This is a genomic window from Streptomyces sp. NPDC030840, assembly GCF_055572015.1.
On record NZ_JBVIEE010000003.1, the window covers coordinates 1 to 16008 of the forward strand.

Sequence of the window (16008 nt, forward strand, 5' to 3'; positions counted from 1 at the left end):
TGTGTTAAGCACGCCGCCAGCGTTCGTCCTGAGCCAGGATCAAACTCTCCGTGAATGTTTACCGGTAATCCGGTGACACATCACGAGAGCGGAACAGTCGGAGGAATAATCCGACCGTTCACAGCGTCCTCGCTGTGTTTTTCAAAGGAACCTCGCCCTCCCAGTTGGGAGAGACGGGGTATCAACATATCTGGCGTTGATTTTTGGCACGCTGTTGAGTTCTCAAGGAACGGACGCTTCCTTCGTACTCACCCGAGAGACTCTCTCGCGGCTTTCCTCCGGGCGCTTCCCTTCGGTGTTTCCGACTCTATCAGATCCTTTCGGGCCCGATTCCCCGTCGGAGGGGGTTGTCTTCGCGGCTGTTGGGCCGTTCCGACGTCTCAAACCTTAGCGGATCTTCTCGGCGATTCCCAATCGGGCTGCCGAGCTCCTAATCGAATTGAATTCGGGCACGCCGAAATCGACCCGGTAGGGAGATCGTGCTGATGGTTTGAGGTGCCGCTGTTGCGACGGATTTGCTGCCGCAGAACCGTTACGGCTCCGTGGCAACCCGAAGAACCTTACGGATCTGCGGGGGGACTGTCAAGTGTCCCCGCGGAGGCTCTGCTTCAAACCTCACCGGCCCGGTGCGAGGAGACTCAGTCCAGGTCGCTCAGGCGTCCGCCCGCGTCCGGCTGGGCGTGCTCCACCCGCCGAAGGAGACGGGTGAGAACCTCGCCGAGGAGTCCGCGCTCCACCGGCGACAGGTCCTGGAGGAGGTCCTCCTCGAAGACCGACGCGAGGCGCATGGCCTCCAGCCACTTCTCGCGGCCCTCGGGGGTGAGTTCGACGATGACGCGGACGCGGTTGGACTCGTCGCGCTCGCGGGTGACCAGGCCCTCCGCCACCATGCGGTCGATCCGGTGGGTCATGGCGGCAGGGGTGAGGCCGAGTCGCTTGGCGAGGTCACTCGGGCCCATGCGGTACGGGGCACCGGAGAGGACCAGGGCCTTGAGGACCTCCCACTCGGCGTTGCTGATGCCGAGCTCGGCGGTCTGGCGGCCGTAGGCGACGTTCATACGGCGGTTCAGCCGGGACAGCGCCGAGACGATCTTCTCGACCTGCGGGTCGAGGCCCTGGAACTCGCGTTGGTAGGCGGCGATCTGCTCTTCGAGGGTCGGCTCGCCGACGTCGGGGGTGTCGCCCATGGGCGCAGTATGTCACGCCGCCTCTTGGCCTCGAAGCCCTTCGAGGTGTACTCTTTAGTATCTAACTTTAGGTTCTAAGTCTTTGGGGTTAAGCCCCTAAGACCGAAGGCGGGTGAACGTGACCAGGGCAATGGGCGCAGCGATGCGCCGGGTTCATGTGGGCAACGCGCTCAGCGCGTTCGGCCTCGGCTTCACCGTCCCGTACCTGTACGTCTATGTGGCGCAGGTGCGGGATCTCGGTGCCGTGACGGCGGGGCTGGTCCTCGCCGTCTTCGCCGTGGCCGCTCTCGTGGTGCTGCCGTTCGCCGGGCGGGCCATCGTCCGGCGGGGCCCGCTGCCTGTGCTGCTCGCCGCCCTGGTCACCGCCGCCGTCGGTGCGTTGAGCCTAGGGCTGGCGGCGAGTTCGACAGCTGTGCTGCTGTCGGCCGCCGCGCTCGGGGCCGGGCAGGCGGTGATGCAGCCGGCGCTCGCGACGATGATCGCTGACTGCTCGTCGGCGGGAACGCGGTCGCGGGCGTTCGCCATGCAGTTCTTCCTGCAGAACCTCGGCCTTGGGATCGGCGGTCTCATAGGTGGTCATCTCGTCGACACAACGCGCGCGAGCTCCTTCACGCTGTTGTTCGCGATCGAGGCGGCGATGTTCCTGCTGCTCGTCGTGATCATGGGGACGGTACGGATGCCGCCGGCACCGAGGGGCGAGGGTGCTCCTGGTGTGTCGGCCAGGGGCAGCTGGCGGCAGTTGCTGCGGAATCGGGCGATGGTGCAGTTGTGCGTGCTGGGCTTCGTGCTGTTCTTCGCCTGCTACGGGCAGTTCGAGTCCGGGCTCAGTGCCTACGGAGTCGAGGCCGCCGGGATATCCCCGTCCGCGCTCGGGACGGCTCTGGCCGCGAACACCGCGGTGATAGTGGTCGCCCAGTTCGCCGTGCTGAGGTTCGTGGAGCGGCGGAGGCGGTCGCGGGTGATCGCCGCCGTGGGGCTCATATGGGCCGTTGCCTGGGGTGTGGCCGGCTATGCGGGGCTGGGGCACGGGAGTCAGGCCATGGCGACGGCTGCGTTCGTGTCGACGTACGCGCTGTTCGGGCTGGGGGAGGCGATGTTGTCGCCGACTGTGGCGCCGTTGGTGGCTGATCTGGCGCCTGCGGGGATGGCTGGGCAGTACAACTCGGCGTTCGCCCTGGTGAAGCAGCTCGCGCTGGCGGTCGGGCCGGCGGTGGGCGGGCCGATGGGGGCCTCGCTGCATGTGCCGTATGTCGTGACGTTCCTGTTGTTCTCGCTGGGGATATCCGTGCTGGCGATCCGGCTGGGGCGGCGGCTCACGGCCGTGCAGGACCAGCCGTCGCTGGTGGGGAGCCGGGTGGTGGCCCGGGGCGGGGTTTCTGCGGAGTCGTTGGCGGCGTAAGGGTGTGACGGGGGGATTTTGCCGCCCGGGCTCGTTCAGGGCGCGGGGAGCTGCACGGGTTTTTCAGGGGCACGGGAACTGCGCGACCAGCCCCCACCCACCCGCACCCACGAACCCGCCCCAGAAGCCCCGCCGAGCTGGTTCAACCGCCGGACGCGATCGGTAGGGCGAACTCGCACCACACCGCCTTGCCGCCGTCCGGGGCTCGGCGGGATCCCCAGGTGGAGGCGATCGTGGCGACGATGGCGATGCCGCGGCCGGACTCGTCGGCCGGTTCGGCGTGGCGGCGGAGTGGGAGGTGGTCGTCGCCGTCGGTGACCTCAACGATGAGGCGGCGGTCGGTGCGGCGGAGGCGCAGGCGCATCGGTGGGGTGCCGTGTTGAAGGGAGTTGGCGACCAGTTCGCTGGCCGCCAGGACGCCGAGGTCGTGGAGGTCCGGAGGGAAGCGCCAGCTCGTGAGGACGCCGGAGGCGAAGGCGCGGGCTCGGGGGGCCGCTTCCACGCCGCCGAGCAGTTCCAGGGCGGCGTTGCGGAAGAGTTCGCCGTCGGCTCCGGTGCGGGCGGGGTGCTGGAGGACCAGGACGGCCACGTCGTCGTCGTGGTCGGCCGTGACGCCGACCGAGCGGACCAGGCGGTCACAGATCACCTGGGGGGTGCCGGTGGCACCGGCGAGGGCGCGCTCCAGGGCTTCGATGCCTTCGTCCAGGTCCGCGTCGCGGCGCTCGACCAGGCCGTCGGTGTAGAGCACGGCCGTGGAGCCCGGGCCGAGGGGTACGGAGCCCGAGGCGTGCATCCAGCCGCCCGTGCCGAGCGGGGGGCCGGTGGGTTCGTCGGCGCGCAGGACCACGCCGGTCTCGTCGCGGACCAGGATCGGCAGGTGGCCCGCCGACGCGTAGACCAGGCGGCCCTCGTTCGGGTCGTGGACGGCGTACACGCAGGTGGCGATCTGGTTGGGGTCGATCTCCGCGGCGAGGCCGTCGAGGAGCTGGAGGACCTCGTGCGGGGGGAGGTCCAGGCGGGCGTAGGCGCGGACCGCGGTGCGGAGTTGGCCCATCACCGCCGCCGCCCGTACGCCCCTGCCCATGACGTCGCCGATGACCAGGGCCGTGCGGCCGCCGCCGAGGGTGATGACGTCGTACCAGTCGCCGCCGACCGCGGCCTCCGTGCCGCCGGGGTGGTAGACGGCGGCAATGCGCAGGTCGTCGGGCTGCTCGAGTTCCTGGGGGAGCAGGGAGCGCTGGAGGGTGACGGCTGTTTCGCGCTGGCGGCGTTCGCTGGCGCGCAGGCGCTCGGCGGCCTCGGCGTGGTCGGTGACGTCGGCGGCGAAGATGAGGACCCCACCGCCGCCCGCCTTGCCGTCGGGGCTGCCAGGAGAGCCGCTTCCTTCTGGAGTGGCCGAGATGTCGACGGGCGTGCACGTGATCGTGTACGAGCGTCCGCCGGGTGCTTTGCGGGACTTGACCGTGCGGGGCCTGGAGCTGCGCAGCACCTGGTCGAGGAGCGGCAGCAGGCCGAGTTCGTCGAGCTCGGGCAGGGCAGCGCGCGCGGGCTCGCCGATCGGCCGGGTGCCGAAGGCGGCCACATAGGCGTCGTTGACGTAGGCGATGCGGTGTTCGGGGCCCTGGACGAGGGCGACGAGGGCCGGAATGCGATCGAGGACCTCACGGGTCGCCAGCTCGTTGACCGCGGGGGCGCACGGCGTGTCGTCGGTCGGTTGCTCGGTGCGCGCCGCAGGGACGGAGCCCGCCGCCCTTCGGTCGGGGGTGTCCGCGAGCTCGGTCCGCACCGGGGGGCGGCGCTGCATTCCGGGGAGCCGGGGGCTCCAGCGGGTGAAGTTCACCGATTCCTTGCCTCGTCTTGTCGTCCGGGGCCGGCCCCGGGTCGGCCGGGGTCCGGGGTGTCCCCGGGAGGTGCAGTACCGAATCGTCGTCTTGTGTTGTGGATGGTGGCCGGCTTCGGATCCGGCCCGCGTCGCAGACGCTATCCAGAACTGTGTCCGCCAGGGACGCGGCGCTGGAGGAACGCCTCCGTGAGGTGCGCGGGGTCTGTCGGCCCGCCCGAGGTCGTCAACCAGATCGTGGACCAGTCTGGCAGCCCGGCCGGCCGGGCCGACGTCCGTCAGACGCCGGCCCGGCCGGTGGAGTTCCTGGATCCGGTCAGGACGACCCCTTCGGGTTCTGAGAAGGCTTTCCACCGGCAGCCAGTTCGAACTCCGCACGGGGATGTTCGAGTGAACCGAGGGAGACGATTTCCCTCTTGAAGAGCCCTGAGAGGGTCCATTCGGCGAGCACGCGGGCCTTGCGGTTGAACGTGGGGACGCGGCTGAGGTGGTAGACGCGGTGCATGAACCAGGCGGGGTAGCCCTTGAGCTTGCGCCCGTAGACGTGGGCGACGCCCTTGTGCAGCCCCAGGGAGGCGACCGAACCGGCGTACTTGTGGGCGTAGGTCTCCAGGGGCTCGCCGCGCAGTGAGTGGACGATGTTGTCGCCGAGGGCCTTGGCCTGGCGCACGGCGTGCTGCGCGTTGGGGGCGCACTCCTTGCCGGGCTCCTTGGCGGTGACGTCGGGGACTGCGGCCGCGTCACCGGCTGACCAGGCGTGCTCGGTGCCCTCGACGGTCAGTTGGGCGGTGCACTTCAGGCGGCCGCGCTCGTTCAGCGGCAGGTCCGTCGCGGCGAGGACGGGGTGCGGTTTCACTCCGGCGGTCCACACGAACGTACGGGTGGGGAACCGCGACCCGTCGCTGAGGACGGCCACCCGGTCGGCGCACGACTCGATGCGGGTCTCCAGGCGTACGTCGATGTTGCGGCGGCGCAGCTCGGTGACGGCGTACTTGCCCATCTCCTCGCCGACCTCGGGCAGGATGCGGCCCGTGGCCTCGACGAGGATCCACTTCATGTCCTCGCGCTTGACGTTGTGGTAGTAGCGCGCGGTGTAGCGGGCCATGTCCTCCAGCTCGGCGAGCGCCTCCACTCCGGCGTAGCCGCCGCCCACGAAGACGAACGTCAGGGCGGCGTCACGGATCGCGGGGTCGCGGGTGGAGGAGGCGATGTCCATCTGTTCGATGACGTGGTTGCGCAGGCCGATGGCCTCCTCGACGGTCTTGAACCCGATGCCGTGTTCGGCGAGTCCGGGGATCGGGAGGGTGCGCGAGACCGAGCCGGGGGCGAGGACGAGCTCGTCGTACGTGATCTGCTCCGCGCCCGCGCCCTCCTCCTCGGTGGCGAGGGTGGTGAGCGTCGCGGTCCGCTTGGCGTGGTCGATCGCCGTGGCCTCGCCGATGACGACCTTGCACAGGCCGAGCACGCGGCGCAGCGGTACCACGACGTGGCGCGGCGAGATGGAGCCCGCGGCGGCCTCGGGAAGGAAGGGCTGATAGGTCATGTAAGGGTCGGGCGAGACGACGACGATCTCGATCGCGCCGCTTTTGAGCTCTTGTTTCAGCCTCCGTTGGAGACGCAGAGCGGTGTACAGACCGACGTAGCCGCCGCCGACGATGAGGATGCGCGCACGTTCCTTCACCATCCCATGACGCACCCGACTCCGGAGTTTGTCCACAGGCCCGGCAATTTGTGTGACCGGAAATCGTCCGTGCGTACGTTTGGCCGAAATGCCGGAGTGCGAAGGAAGACCGCAGGTCAGATGGTGTGAGCCCGGCGATTCCGGGGGGTCTAATAGGGATGTTTCCGGCCGGTGGTCCGATCGGGGGGCGCTCTGTGCGGAACCTGCCCCTTCTGAATTGACCCCGCCTCAACTATGTTCGTGTTCCGACGGGGTGTAGGGGGTGCGCCGCTCGACGCCTCCGCGAGGGCGGGCGCGTCGGGTTCGGGACGGTCAGCGACGGCGGGCCGGCTCGTGGGCCGAGCTCGTTCCTCACGCTCCGGCTTTCAATGGCGGGGAGAGTCTCCGGGGGGAGACGTCATTACCGGGGGAACACATATGCACATTCAGGATTCTCATTGGTCTTCCGCTTCGGTCGTCGCACCGGGCGGCACGATGAGCGCGGCAGGGGGCAACGGCAACGGACGCGCGGACCAGGCGCGTACGACCCCGCTGCGCGTGGACGCACAGCGCAATCTGGAGCACGTACTGCGGGCGGCGCGCGAGGTCTTCGGCGAGCTGGGGTACGGCGCGCCGATGGAGGACGTGGCCCGGCGCGCGCGTGTGGGTGTCGGCACGGTGTACCGGCGTTTCCCGAGCAAGGACGTGCTGGTCCGGCGGATAGCCGAGGAGGAGACCTCCCGGCTGACCGACCAGGCGCGCGCGGCGCTGGGGCAGGAGGACGAGCCCTGGTCGGCGCTCTCGCGCTTCCTGCGGACGTCGGTGGCCTCGGGCGCCGGGCGGCTGCTGCCGCCGCAGGTGCTGCGCGTCGGGGTCGCCGAGGACGGGCCGGACGGGATCGTCGTGGACACCGCGCGGGTGCCGCAGCAGCGGTCCCAGCCGACAACCGAGCTGCGGCTCGTGTCCGGGGCCGGGGCCGAGTCCCACGACGCCTTGGTGGACGACGACGCCGGCGCCTCGGCTCTGCTCGACGTCGTGGGGCAGCTCGTGGAGCGGGCCCGGGAGGCAGGTGAGCTGCGTCCGGACGTGACCGTGTCGGACGTCCTGCTGGTGATCGCCACGGCAGCGCCGTCGCTGCCGGACGCCGCTCAGCAGGCGGCCGCGTCGGCGCGGTTGCTGGACATCCTGCTCGAGGGGTTGCGGTCGCGGCCCGCGTGACCTGCGTTCTGCGCCGGTCCGGGGTGCGCGCCCTCGTGACCTGGCGGTCTCGCCGGCCCGGGACGCATCAGCCCGCCCGCGTCAACTCCCGTACGGGGGACGTCCGCTGGGGCGTCTCGGTGCGGGCGGGCGCCCGGACTGAGGCCGGGGAGGCACTCGGGGCGCCTGGTGGGCCCGTACAGCCCGGTACTGGACAAAGTCTCTATGGCACTCTGACCCGGTGCTGAGACCGGTTCTGCAGGCTGCGAGGGCTTTCCGCGATGAGCGTTGACGGGCTGGACGAGCCACTCGACGAGGGTGGCGACGAGGGCACGGAGCTTGGTGGGCCGGCCTCGCCGCAGGTGCCGAGTCAGGGCGGCCGGACCGAGGACGCCCTGGGCACGTACCGCCCTGGTGGCGTGTCCGGGCGCCCCGGCGTGGCCGGGCCCAGCGTTCCGGCGCAGCGTGAGCGGTCGGGCGGCTCGGTGCCGCCCGGCCGGGAGCGCGACCCAGGTCTGCCGCCGTCCGACTCCGAACTGATCGGACGGATGCGCAGGGGTGACGACGCCGCGTACGAGGAGCTGTACCGGCGCCACGCGCCGGCCGTGCGCCGGTACGCGCGCACCTGCTGCCGGGACGCGCACACCGCCGACGACCTCACCGCCGAGGTCTTCGCCCGCGTGCTCCAGGCGGTGCGCGGCGGCAGCGGCCCCGAGCACGCCGTTCGCGCGTATCTGCTCACCACGGTCCGCCGCGTCGCCGCCGGCTGGACCAGGTCGGCCAGACGGGAGCATCTGGTCGACGACTTCGCGGTGTTCGCCACGGAGGCGGTCCGCGGTGCCGAGACGTCCGACGCCGCCGCGTCGCTGGGCGCCTTCGGGGCCGGCCTGGAACTGGGCGCCGACGTGCGGGCGATGCACGACGCCGAGCAGTCGATGGCCATGCGGGCGTTCCGGTCGCTGCCCGAGCGCTGGCAGGCCGTGCTGTGGCACACCGAGGTCGAGGACGAGTCGCCGAGCGAGGTGGCCACGCTCTTCGGGCTCGACGCCAACGGCACGCGCGTCCTCGCCAGCCGTGCGCGTGAGGGCCTGAAGCAGGCGTACCTCCAGGCACATGTGAGCGCCGCGCTCGCCACCAACTCCGAGGAGTGCGCGCGCTACGCCGACCGGCTCGGCGCGTACGCCCGCGGCGGTCTGCGCACCCGGGCCGAGAGAGGGCTGCGCAAGCACCTGGAGGGGTGCGTCAAGTGCCGGCTGGCCGCCGGTCAGATCCAGGAGGTCGCGAGCGGTATCCCCGCCGTCGTACCGGTCGCGGTCATCGGCTGGTTCGGGGCCGCCGGGTACGCCAAGGCGGCCGCCCTCGTCGCCGGTGGCGCGGGGGTGGCCGGTGCCGCGGGCGCGGCCGCCGTGGCGGGCGGCGGCTCGGGCGGAGCGGGCGCCGGAAGCGGAGCGGCGGCCGCGGAGGGGCTGGCCGTACCCCTGAAGGCCGGTATCGCGGCGGGTGTGGCCGCGGTCGGCGTCGTCACGGCGGTGGTGATCGCGATGGCGGGCGGCGACGAGGGCGGCAAGGGCGAAGGGAAGGACGACAGACCGGTGGCCGGTGCGGCGCCCTCGCACGTCGGTGAGGCCGTGCCCGAACCGGAATCGTCGACGCCCGCCAAGAAGTCGACGCCCTCGGAGAAGGAGTCCGCGCCCGCGCCGCAGATCCCGGCGGCGGCCCCCCGGACGGCACCGGCCCCGACACCCACACCCGCACCCACACCCGCCTCGACACCGTCGGCCACCGCGTCCGGCACGCCCGCTCCGGTGCCCACCAAGGCGTCCCCGAGCCCCACGCCCACCGCCACCACGACCTCCGCGCCCACTCCCCCGCCCGCACCTCCGGCGCCCCCGGTGGTCTTCCCGCTGAACGAGCTGGAGTACGACGTCACGGGCGACGGCACCCGGCCCGAGATGCGGTTCGCCGAGAGCAGCTGGGTGTGGCAGCGGTACGGGGTCTCGATCGCGGACAGGACGTACGCGAACGGCGTGACCGTCCACGGACGGTCCTCCGTCACCGTCGACCTCAACCGCCGGTGCACCGCGTACGACGCGCTGGTCGGCGTCGACGACCTGACGCGCCGCCTGGGCAAGGTGTACTTCTCCGTCTACGCCGACGGGGTCCGGCTGTGGGAGTCGGCGAGGGTCAAGGGCGGTGACCGGGCGGTCCCCGTGCATGTGGACCTGACCGGCCGCAGGACCGTACGGCTGGTCGTCGAGCCGCACAACCACCTGGACGTGGTGGCGTTGGCGGACTGGGCTCAGGCCCGGTTCACCTGCCGGTAGCGGACCCGGTGGCGGACGGCGGGTTCACGGGTGCGGCGTGGTCCTCGACGGCCGCGGCCAGCTCCCGGAGGGCGTCGTGCGCGGTGAAGGACGAACCGGTCGCGCGTTCGGCCTCGAAGCGGGTGCCGCCCAGGGCTGCGCGAGCGGCGTCCTCCACCCGCTCGGCCTCGTCACGCTCCGGGGCCGAACGCGGGTTGTCACCGCGCCAGCGGGTCGCGGCGGCGAGCAGGCGTACCGCGCGCGGATGGTCACCGAGCTCTGACAGGACGCGTCCGGTGGCGTCGGCCAGGGCAGACGTGACCAATTCCGAGCACCGGTCGGCCACCGCCCCGCGCAGGGCGTCGGCCAGCTTCGGCAGTCCGGCCCGCGGACCGGACTCGGCGGCCGTGACGAGGCCGTCCATCATCGCGAGCATCGCGATGAACTGCGGGGGCGGGGTGCCCCGGCGGATCTCCGCGTGGGCCGCGTCGAACAGTTCCCGCGCGTGGGCGGTCTCCCCGTCCTCCAGCGCCATGCTCGCGCGCAGGAGGTGGACGAACGCCCGGGAGTCCGCCACCGCGAAACGGTCGGCCGCCGCGCTCGCCTCCTCCAGCGCGGCCAGCGCCGCGGGCCGGTCCCCGGAGCGGTAGGCGATCTCGGCGAGACGGGCGACGAGGAACGGTGACTCCGTGTGCGCGCCGACCTCGTGGGCGAGGCGCAGGGCCTCCTCGTACTCGCCCTTGGCCTCCGCGAGGCGCCCCCGGGCCATCGCGGTCTCGCCCGCCGCGCTGCACACCTGGGCGCGCATCCAGCGGTCGCCGACGCGGCGGCTGAGCTCGCGCAACTCGGCGAGGTCCTCGTCCACACCGCCGAGGTTGCCCGGTGAGTCGACGGCCATGTGGGTGCGGAACATCAGCACGACGCCGACCTCCCAGTCACCGCCGTACGCCCGGCAGTTGGCGACCGCCACGTCCATCAGTTCGCGGATGTCCACCGCCGCGCCGTCCAGCATGTACGCGGTGAGCGGCCACACCATGCCCGGGAAGCGCGCCGCGTCCGGCCCGGTCCGCTCGAACTCCGCCCGTAGCCGGATGATGTACTCCCGCGCGCGGGCGTCGTTCGGAACGCCGATGATGCCCGCCTCCGCCACCAGGAACAGGTGCAGCAGCCGGAGCAGCATGCGGGTACGGCGGCGGGGGTGGTCCTCGGCCTCGGGGGTGGCGAGGAACACGTCGATCGGGTCGAAGGCGTCCAGGGCGGAGAGGGGCGTGCGGGGCGGGGCTGACGTCGGGGCGGAGGGGCGGGGCTGGTCGTCGCGTGCGTTCGTCCCGGTGGTCGCGTCCAGGAGCGCTCCCAGCCGCAGGACACGGTCCACCCAGTCCGTACCGTCCCGGCGGTAGTTGCGGAGCCACCAGAACCAGCCCATGGCGAGGGCCAGGTGGGTGGCCTGCTCCTCGTCGCCCGAGGTGATCGTGCGATGGAGGGCGGCACGGATGTTGTCGAGCTCGGTCTCCAGGCGCTGGATCCAGAGCAGTTGGTCGGCGGAGCGGAGGCGGGGCTCGGCCTCCTCTGCCAGCGCCCGGGCCCACGCGGTGTGCCGCTGCCCGGCGGCGGCGCGCAGCTCGGGGACCTCGGCGGCGCGCTCGGTGGCGTACTCGTGGATCGTCTCCAGCAGGCGGTACCGCATGCCGCCGGTGCCGCGTTCGCACGGGGTGGCCACGATCAGGGACTTGTCGACGAGCGCTCCCAGGACGTCGGGCACGGGCCCGCTGCACACCGTCTCCGCGGCTCCCAGGTCCCAGCCGCCCGCGAAGACGGAGACCTCGCGCAGGACGGTGCGCTCGGCCTCGTCGAGCAGGTCCCAGGACCAGTCGACCACGGCACTCAGGGTCTGCTGGCGCGGCAGTACCGTCCGGCTGCCGGAGGTGAGGAGCCGGAAGCGGTCGTCGAGGCGGTCCGCGATCTGCCGGGGCGTGAGCAGGCGCAGCCGGGCGGCGGCCAGCTCGATGGCCAGCGGGAGGCCGTCGAGCCGGCGGCAGATCTCGTCCACGGCCTCGGTGTCCTTCAGGACGGCGTCCGCGTCGGGGCGTGCGGCGGCCGCGCGTTCCCTGAAGAGGCGGTGCGCGGGGTCGGGGAGGAGGGGCTCGACCGGGCGCACGGACTCGCCGGGCACGCCCAGGGGTTCGCGGCTGGTGGCGAGGATCGTGAGCCGTGGGCAGTGCGTCAGCAGGGTTTCCGCGAGGTCGGCCGCGGCGCCGATGACGTGCTCGCAGTTGTCGAGGATCAGGAGCCGGCCGTGTGGGGCGCAGTGCTCGATGAGCAGGGCGACCGGGTCGTCCTGCGGGGCCGCCATCTCGGTGGTGATCAGCGCGGTCTCGCGCAGGCCGAGGGCACTGACGACGGCGCCCGGCACCGCCTCCGGCCGGTCGAGCGGGGCGAGCTCGGCCAGCCATGCCTGCGGGTGGCCCGCGGCGGCTTCCTCGGCGAGACGGGTCTTGCCGGATCCGCCCGGGCCGGTGAGCGTGACGAGGCGGGCGCTCCGCAGGTCGGAGCGGATGGCTTCGAGTTCGGGTTCCCGGCCGACGAAGGAGGTCAGGCGGGGGCGGATGTTTCCGGCTCGGCCGGGAGCGGGGGCGGGGGCGACGGGGTGGGGGTCGCGGCGGGGGTTCAGCAACTCCGTGTGCAGTGCCTGGAGTTCCAGGCCCGGGTCCGTGCCCAGGTCGTCCAGGAGGGCGCGGCGGGCCGACTCGTACGCCGCCAGCGCGTCCCCGCCGCGTCCGGTGTCCCTCAGGGCGCGGATGTGCAGGGCGTGCAGCGGTTCGTCGTACGGGTGGGCCTCGGTGAGTTCCTTCAGCTCGGGTACGACGTCGGGGGCGCGGCCCAGGCGCAGGTCCGCTTCGATGCGGGCGCGTGTGGCCTCCTGGCGCAGGGCCTCCGGGCGGGTGGCGGAGGTGCGGTCGGGGAGGTCGGCGAGGGCCGGGCCGCGCCAGAGCGACAGGGCGGTGTGGAGGGTGTGGGCCGCGGAGGCGGTGTCCTGGCGGGCGAGGGCGTCCTTGCCCTCCCTCACCAGCCGCTCGAACTCGAACAGGTCGATGTCCGAACGGGTGGCTGAAAGGCGGTAGCCGCCGTTCTCCGAGATGATCCTGTCCCTGCCGAGGGTGCGGCGGAGGCGGGCGATGAGGGCCTGGAGGGCGGCGGGGGCGTCGGTGGGTGGGGCGTCCGCCCAGACGTCGGCTATCAGGGTGTCCGTGGGGACCGTGTGGCCGGGGTGGAGGGCGAGGGCGGTGAGCAGGGCGCGGAGGCGGGGACCGCCGATGGGTAGGTGGGTGCCCTGGTCGTCCTCTGCTCGGGTCACGCCCAGGATGTTGTACCGCACCGGGTCATTCTCGCGGGAGCGGGGGTGTGGGGCACGGGGTTTGTTCGGCGAGGCGGCGGTTTTTCGCGGGGAGGTTCTCGCCCTCGCGTCCTCACCCGCGGGACGGGCCGCGTGGCGCCGGGAGCGGATGTCGTGGCGTCAGGCGCGGGGAACTGTCGCTCCGGCTCCGAGGGCTCCTCGTTGGGGGGTGATGCCGGCCGGGACCGCGCGTTGGCGGGCGGGGGTGCCTGTCCAGCAGGTGCCTCGGCGGGCCAGGAGGCGGCGGAGCCAGAGTTCCAGGGAGACGAGGTCGGCGAGGCCGTCCAGGGGCAGGGGTTCGCCGTCGGCCGCCGCGCGGAGGGCCTTGCGGACCACGCGGGCCTCGACCAGACCCGCCTGGGCGAGCAGCGGGGTGTCGAAGAGGGCCACGAGGGAGTCGGCCGCCACGCGGAGTCCGGTGCGGGCCGCGGCGGCGGAGGTCGCGTGGGACGGGGCGCCCCAGCCGGGCGGGAGGTCGGCGACGCCGGCGCCCTCCAGGACCGTACGGAGGATGGCCGCGCGGGCGCCCGGCTGGACCCGCAGTGCCTCCGGCAGGACGCGGCAGGCCCGTACGACCTGGTTGTCCAGGAAGGGCGCGTGCAGGCGCTGGAAGCGGATCTCGGCGGCCTGTTCCAGGACGCGGAGGTCGGCCGCGTGGCGGGCGAGGGCCGCACGCGCGCGGAAGTCACCCGGGCGCTGGCCGGGGCTGACGATCGGGCGGCCCGTGGCGGCCTGGAGGCGAATCGATACTTCTGCCAGTGCCTCACCCGTCAGCCAGCGGGCGGCGGGGCCGGGTCTCGCCCAGGTGAGCGCGGCGAGGGAGGCACCGACCGCACCGCCCGGCTCCTCGAAGCGCTTGTGGAGGAGGCGGTCGGCGAGGGCGTCCACGCCCGCGCGGTACTGCGTGCGGGCCAGCTTGCGTGCCGCCGCGTACACGCGCGCGGGGACCATGACGGAGCCGTCCGCCCTCGCCAGCGCCGCGACCGGGCGGACCAGGTGGCGCCGCTTGCGGTCCATCAGGAGGTCCGCCAGGCGGGCGGGGTGGGCGTCCAGCACCTGGCGCGCGCCGTAGCCCGTGAAGTGGTCCGCGCTGCCGGAGGCCAGCCGTGCGCGGTGCCGGGCAGCCGTGATCAGGGACGGGCCCGGTTCGTCGGTGAGAGGGCCGTCCAGGTCCGCGTAGGGGAGGACCTCCTCGCCGCCCGTCACCACCACGTGGTGCAGACGGGGGTTGGACGCCAGGGTGCCCGCTCGTTCCAGCTCGGCCTCACGGCCCGGTACGGCGAGGTCGTTGAAGGTGACGGCCAGGAGGCGTTCGCCGGCGCCCGTGCCGTGGCCCAGGACCGTTCCGGGAGCGCCCGGGAGGCCCGCCGCGAGCAGGGCGAGGGTTCCGGAGGCCGGGCCGCCGGAGAGGTCGGCTCCGATGCCCGGTACCGGCATCCCGCGGGCCGCGCGCCGCTCCGCCGGGCCCATGCCGGGGACGGGGCCGGGGTCGATGTCCGCTCCGGGTACGTGTCTGGGGGCGGCCAGGCGGGTGCGTACGGCCTCCACGAGGGCGTCCCGGACGGCGTCCACCGCGCTCGCCGGGTCGGCGGACGGCGCGGCCACGGCGAGGGAGGCGACGGGCTCGTATCCGGCGATCTCACGCGCCCCCGCGCGCAGGATGAGCGCGTGCCCCGGCGGAATGCGGCGCACGCCGTCGTACGGGGTCGAGTCGTGCAGGGCGGCGGGGACATCCGGGGCGGCGAGCAGCGCGGCCAGGTGCCCGAAGTCCAGGTTGGCCTCGATGAGGTCGGCCAGCGGGAGCGCGGCGGTCGCGTACGCCGTGCCGCCCGACCAGGGGGTGTAGAACACCGGGCGGGCGCCCGCGAGGTCCCCGCACACGGTCACCCGGCGGCCGACCTGGACGATGGCCGTGTAGCTGCCGGACCAGGCGGTCAGATGGCGAAGTGCCCCTCCGCGCGCGGCGAACAGGCCGACCTTCAGCTCCTCGTCGCTCGCGCCGCACGTGCCGAGGACCGCGATCCGGGTCTGCGCGTCGGCCTGCACGACGCGGACCTCGTCGGGGCGCCAGTCACCGACCGCCCACAGCGGATCGGGGTCGCCCCACAGGAGTTGGGAGCCCACGGGGTGCACGGTCTCGCCGTCGAGTCCGGTGGCGCCCGCGGAGCCGATCAGGGGTGCCGCAGCGGCGGTACTGCTCCATCCCACCAACCACCGCATCGCCGCCTCCACAGGCTGTGGACAACCAGTGCACCGCACGAACCGGTCACCATGCTGCCACGAAGCGAGCGTGCCGAGGGGGCTGTGCGAAGGCTTGCGCATCTCGCGATGCGCCCCGGAGCACTCCCCACGCGAGCCGGGAATGCGCTTCCGCGAAGATGTGCGCGCCTATCCGTCTTTCCTCCATGCCCCGTCCGCGCCCGGTCCATGCCGGGCCGATGCCTGGTCCATGCCTGGTCCGCGGAGAATCAGTGCCGGTTCGGCGCGGTTCGCATCGCGCCGAACGCGCGACCGAAGAAAGGAGATCACTGCCCCTCGGTCCGGAAATCCGGAAACCAGTGCGCACATGTCTGCGACGTGAATGCGCCCCGAAACGCTCCCCAAAAACTACCGACGCGCCCTCAAGAGACGTGGTCGGGGCGGTAATTCCCCGTGTGAGGCACCGTCGATTTTCGGCCAAATCGGGCACGGGTGGCGGAGCGGTCAACACGCTCCGTACAGGCTCTGCGCAACGCACAGTCAACGCGCAGTCCGGGAGACGGCGTTCGCCTCCCGGACCGTCCGCCGCCCGCGGGGATGTAGGCGGCGGTGTCCCCCAGCCCACTGGATCCAGTACAGCGGGCCGACCCACGCACGGCCCATCGAAGCGCTCCCCTCATGGCCGGAGAAGAGCGCACGGACGGGCGCACGGCCACACAGCGGGAGCACGCGGCAACAGTGCGTACTCTCGTACGGACCACAATCCCGCCATCCGGATTTTCGCCCCTTAACGCTTGGGATGCGGCGAACTACGCTGGGTTTACGAATG

General features: G+C 72.5%; 8 protein-coding genes. 3 read left to right on the forward strand and 5 right to left on the reverse strand.

All coding sequences use genetic code 11. The features are described 5' to 3' along the window. Positions 1–638: 638 nt before the first annotated feature. Positions 639–1187 carry a MarR family winged helix-turn-helix transcriptional regulator gene (locus tag ACZ49J_RS07305; protein ID WP_467446517.1) on the reverse strand — a complete coding sequence of 183 codons (549 nt, stop codon included), beginning with the start codon at positions 1185–1187 and terminating at the stop codon, positions 639–641. Positions 1188–1317: 130 nt separating this feature from the next. Between ACZ49J_RS07305 and ACZ49J_RS07310 the strand changes: the two genes are divergently transcribed. After that, positions 1318–2586: an MFS transporter gene (locus tag ACZ49J_RS07310; protein ID WP_467447177.1), complete on the forward strand. Its 1269-nt coding sequence runs from the start codon at positions 1318–1320 to the stop codon at positions 2584–2586. A 142-nt stretch (positions 2587–2728) separates the two neighbouring features. Here ACZ49J_RS07310 and ACZ49J_RS07315 read toward each other — a convergent pair whose 3' ends face one another. Both ACZ49J_RS07315 and ACZ49J_RS07320 read right to left on the reverse strand, forming a co-directional pair. After that, positions 2729–4426 (reverse strand): ATP-binding SpoIIE family protein phosphatase, encoded by a 1698-nt coding sequence (locus tag ACZ49J_RS07315; protein ID WP_467446518.1) that lies wholly within the window; start codon positions 4424–4426, stop codon positions 2729–2731. A 316-nt stretch (positions 4427–4742) separates the two neighbouring features. After that, entirely contained in the window at positions 4743–6110 is a 1368-nt protein-coding gene (locus ACZ49J_RS07320; protein WP_467446519.1) for an NAD(P)/FAD-dependent oxidoreductase, read from the reverse strand. Between the two features lie 414 nt (positions 6111–6524). On the opposite strand from ACZ49J_RS07320, the gene ACZ49J_RS07325 reads away from it, so the two are divergent. Together ACZ49J_RS07325 and ACZ49J_RS07330 are read left to right on the forward strand one after the other, a co-directional pair. Beyond that, on the forward strand, positions 6525–7304 hold the full coding sequence (locus tag ACZ49J_RS07325) for a TetR/AcrR family transcriptional regulator (protein ID WP_467446520.1): 780 nt from the start codon (positions 6525–6527) through the stop codon (positions 7302–7304). Between the two features lie 260 nt (positions 7305–7564). Continuing rightward, the gene (locus ACZ49J_RS07330) at positions 7565–9607 is read left to right on the forward strand and encodes a sigma-70 family RNA polymerase sigma factor (RefSeq protein ID WP_467446521.1); all 2043 of its coding nucleotides are present in this window, start codon (positions 7565–7567) and stop codon (positions 9605–9607) included. On the opposite strand, the gene ACZ49J_RS07335 is transcribed toward ACZ49J_RS07330, so the two are convergent. Together ACZ49J_RS07335 and ACZ49J_RS07340 are read right to left on the reverse strand one after the other, a co-directional pair. Beyond that, positions 9594–12962, reverse strand: coding sequence for a BTAD domain-containing putative transcriptional regulator (locus tag ACZ49J_RS07335; RefSeq protein ID WP_467446522.1), 3369 nt, complete (start codon positions 12960–12962; stop codon positions 9594–9596). The two genes, ACZ49J_RS07330 and ACZ49J_RS07335, sit on opposite strands and share 14 nt — an antisense overlap. A gap of 138 nt (positions 12963–13100) precedes the next feature. Next, positions 13101–15200, reverse strand: a complete 2100-nt coding sequence (locus ACZ49J_RS07340; protein ID WP_467446523.1) for an asparagine synthase-related protein — start codon at positions 15198–15200, stop codon at positions 13101–13103. Positions 15201–16008 lie beyond the last annotated feature (808 nt).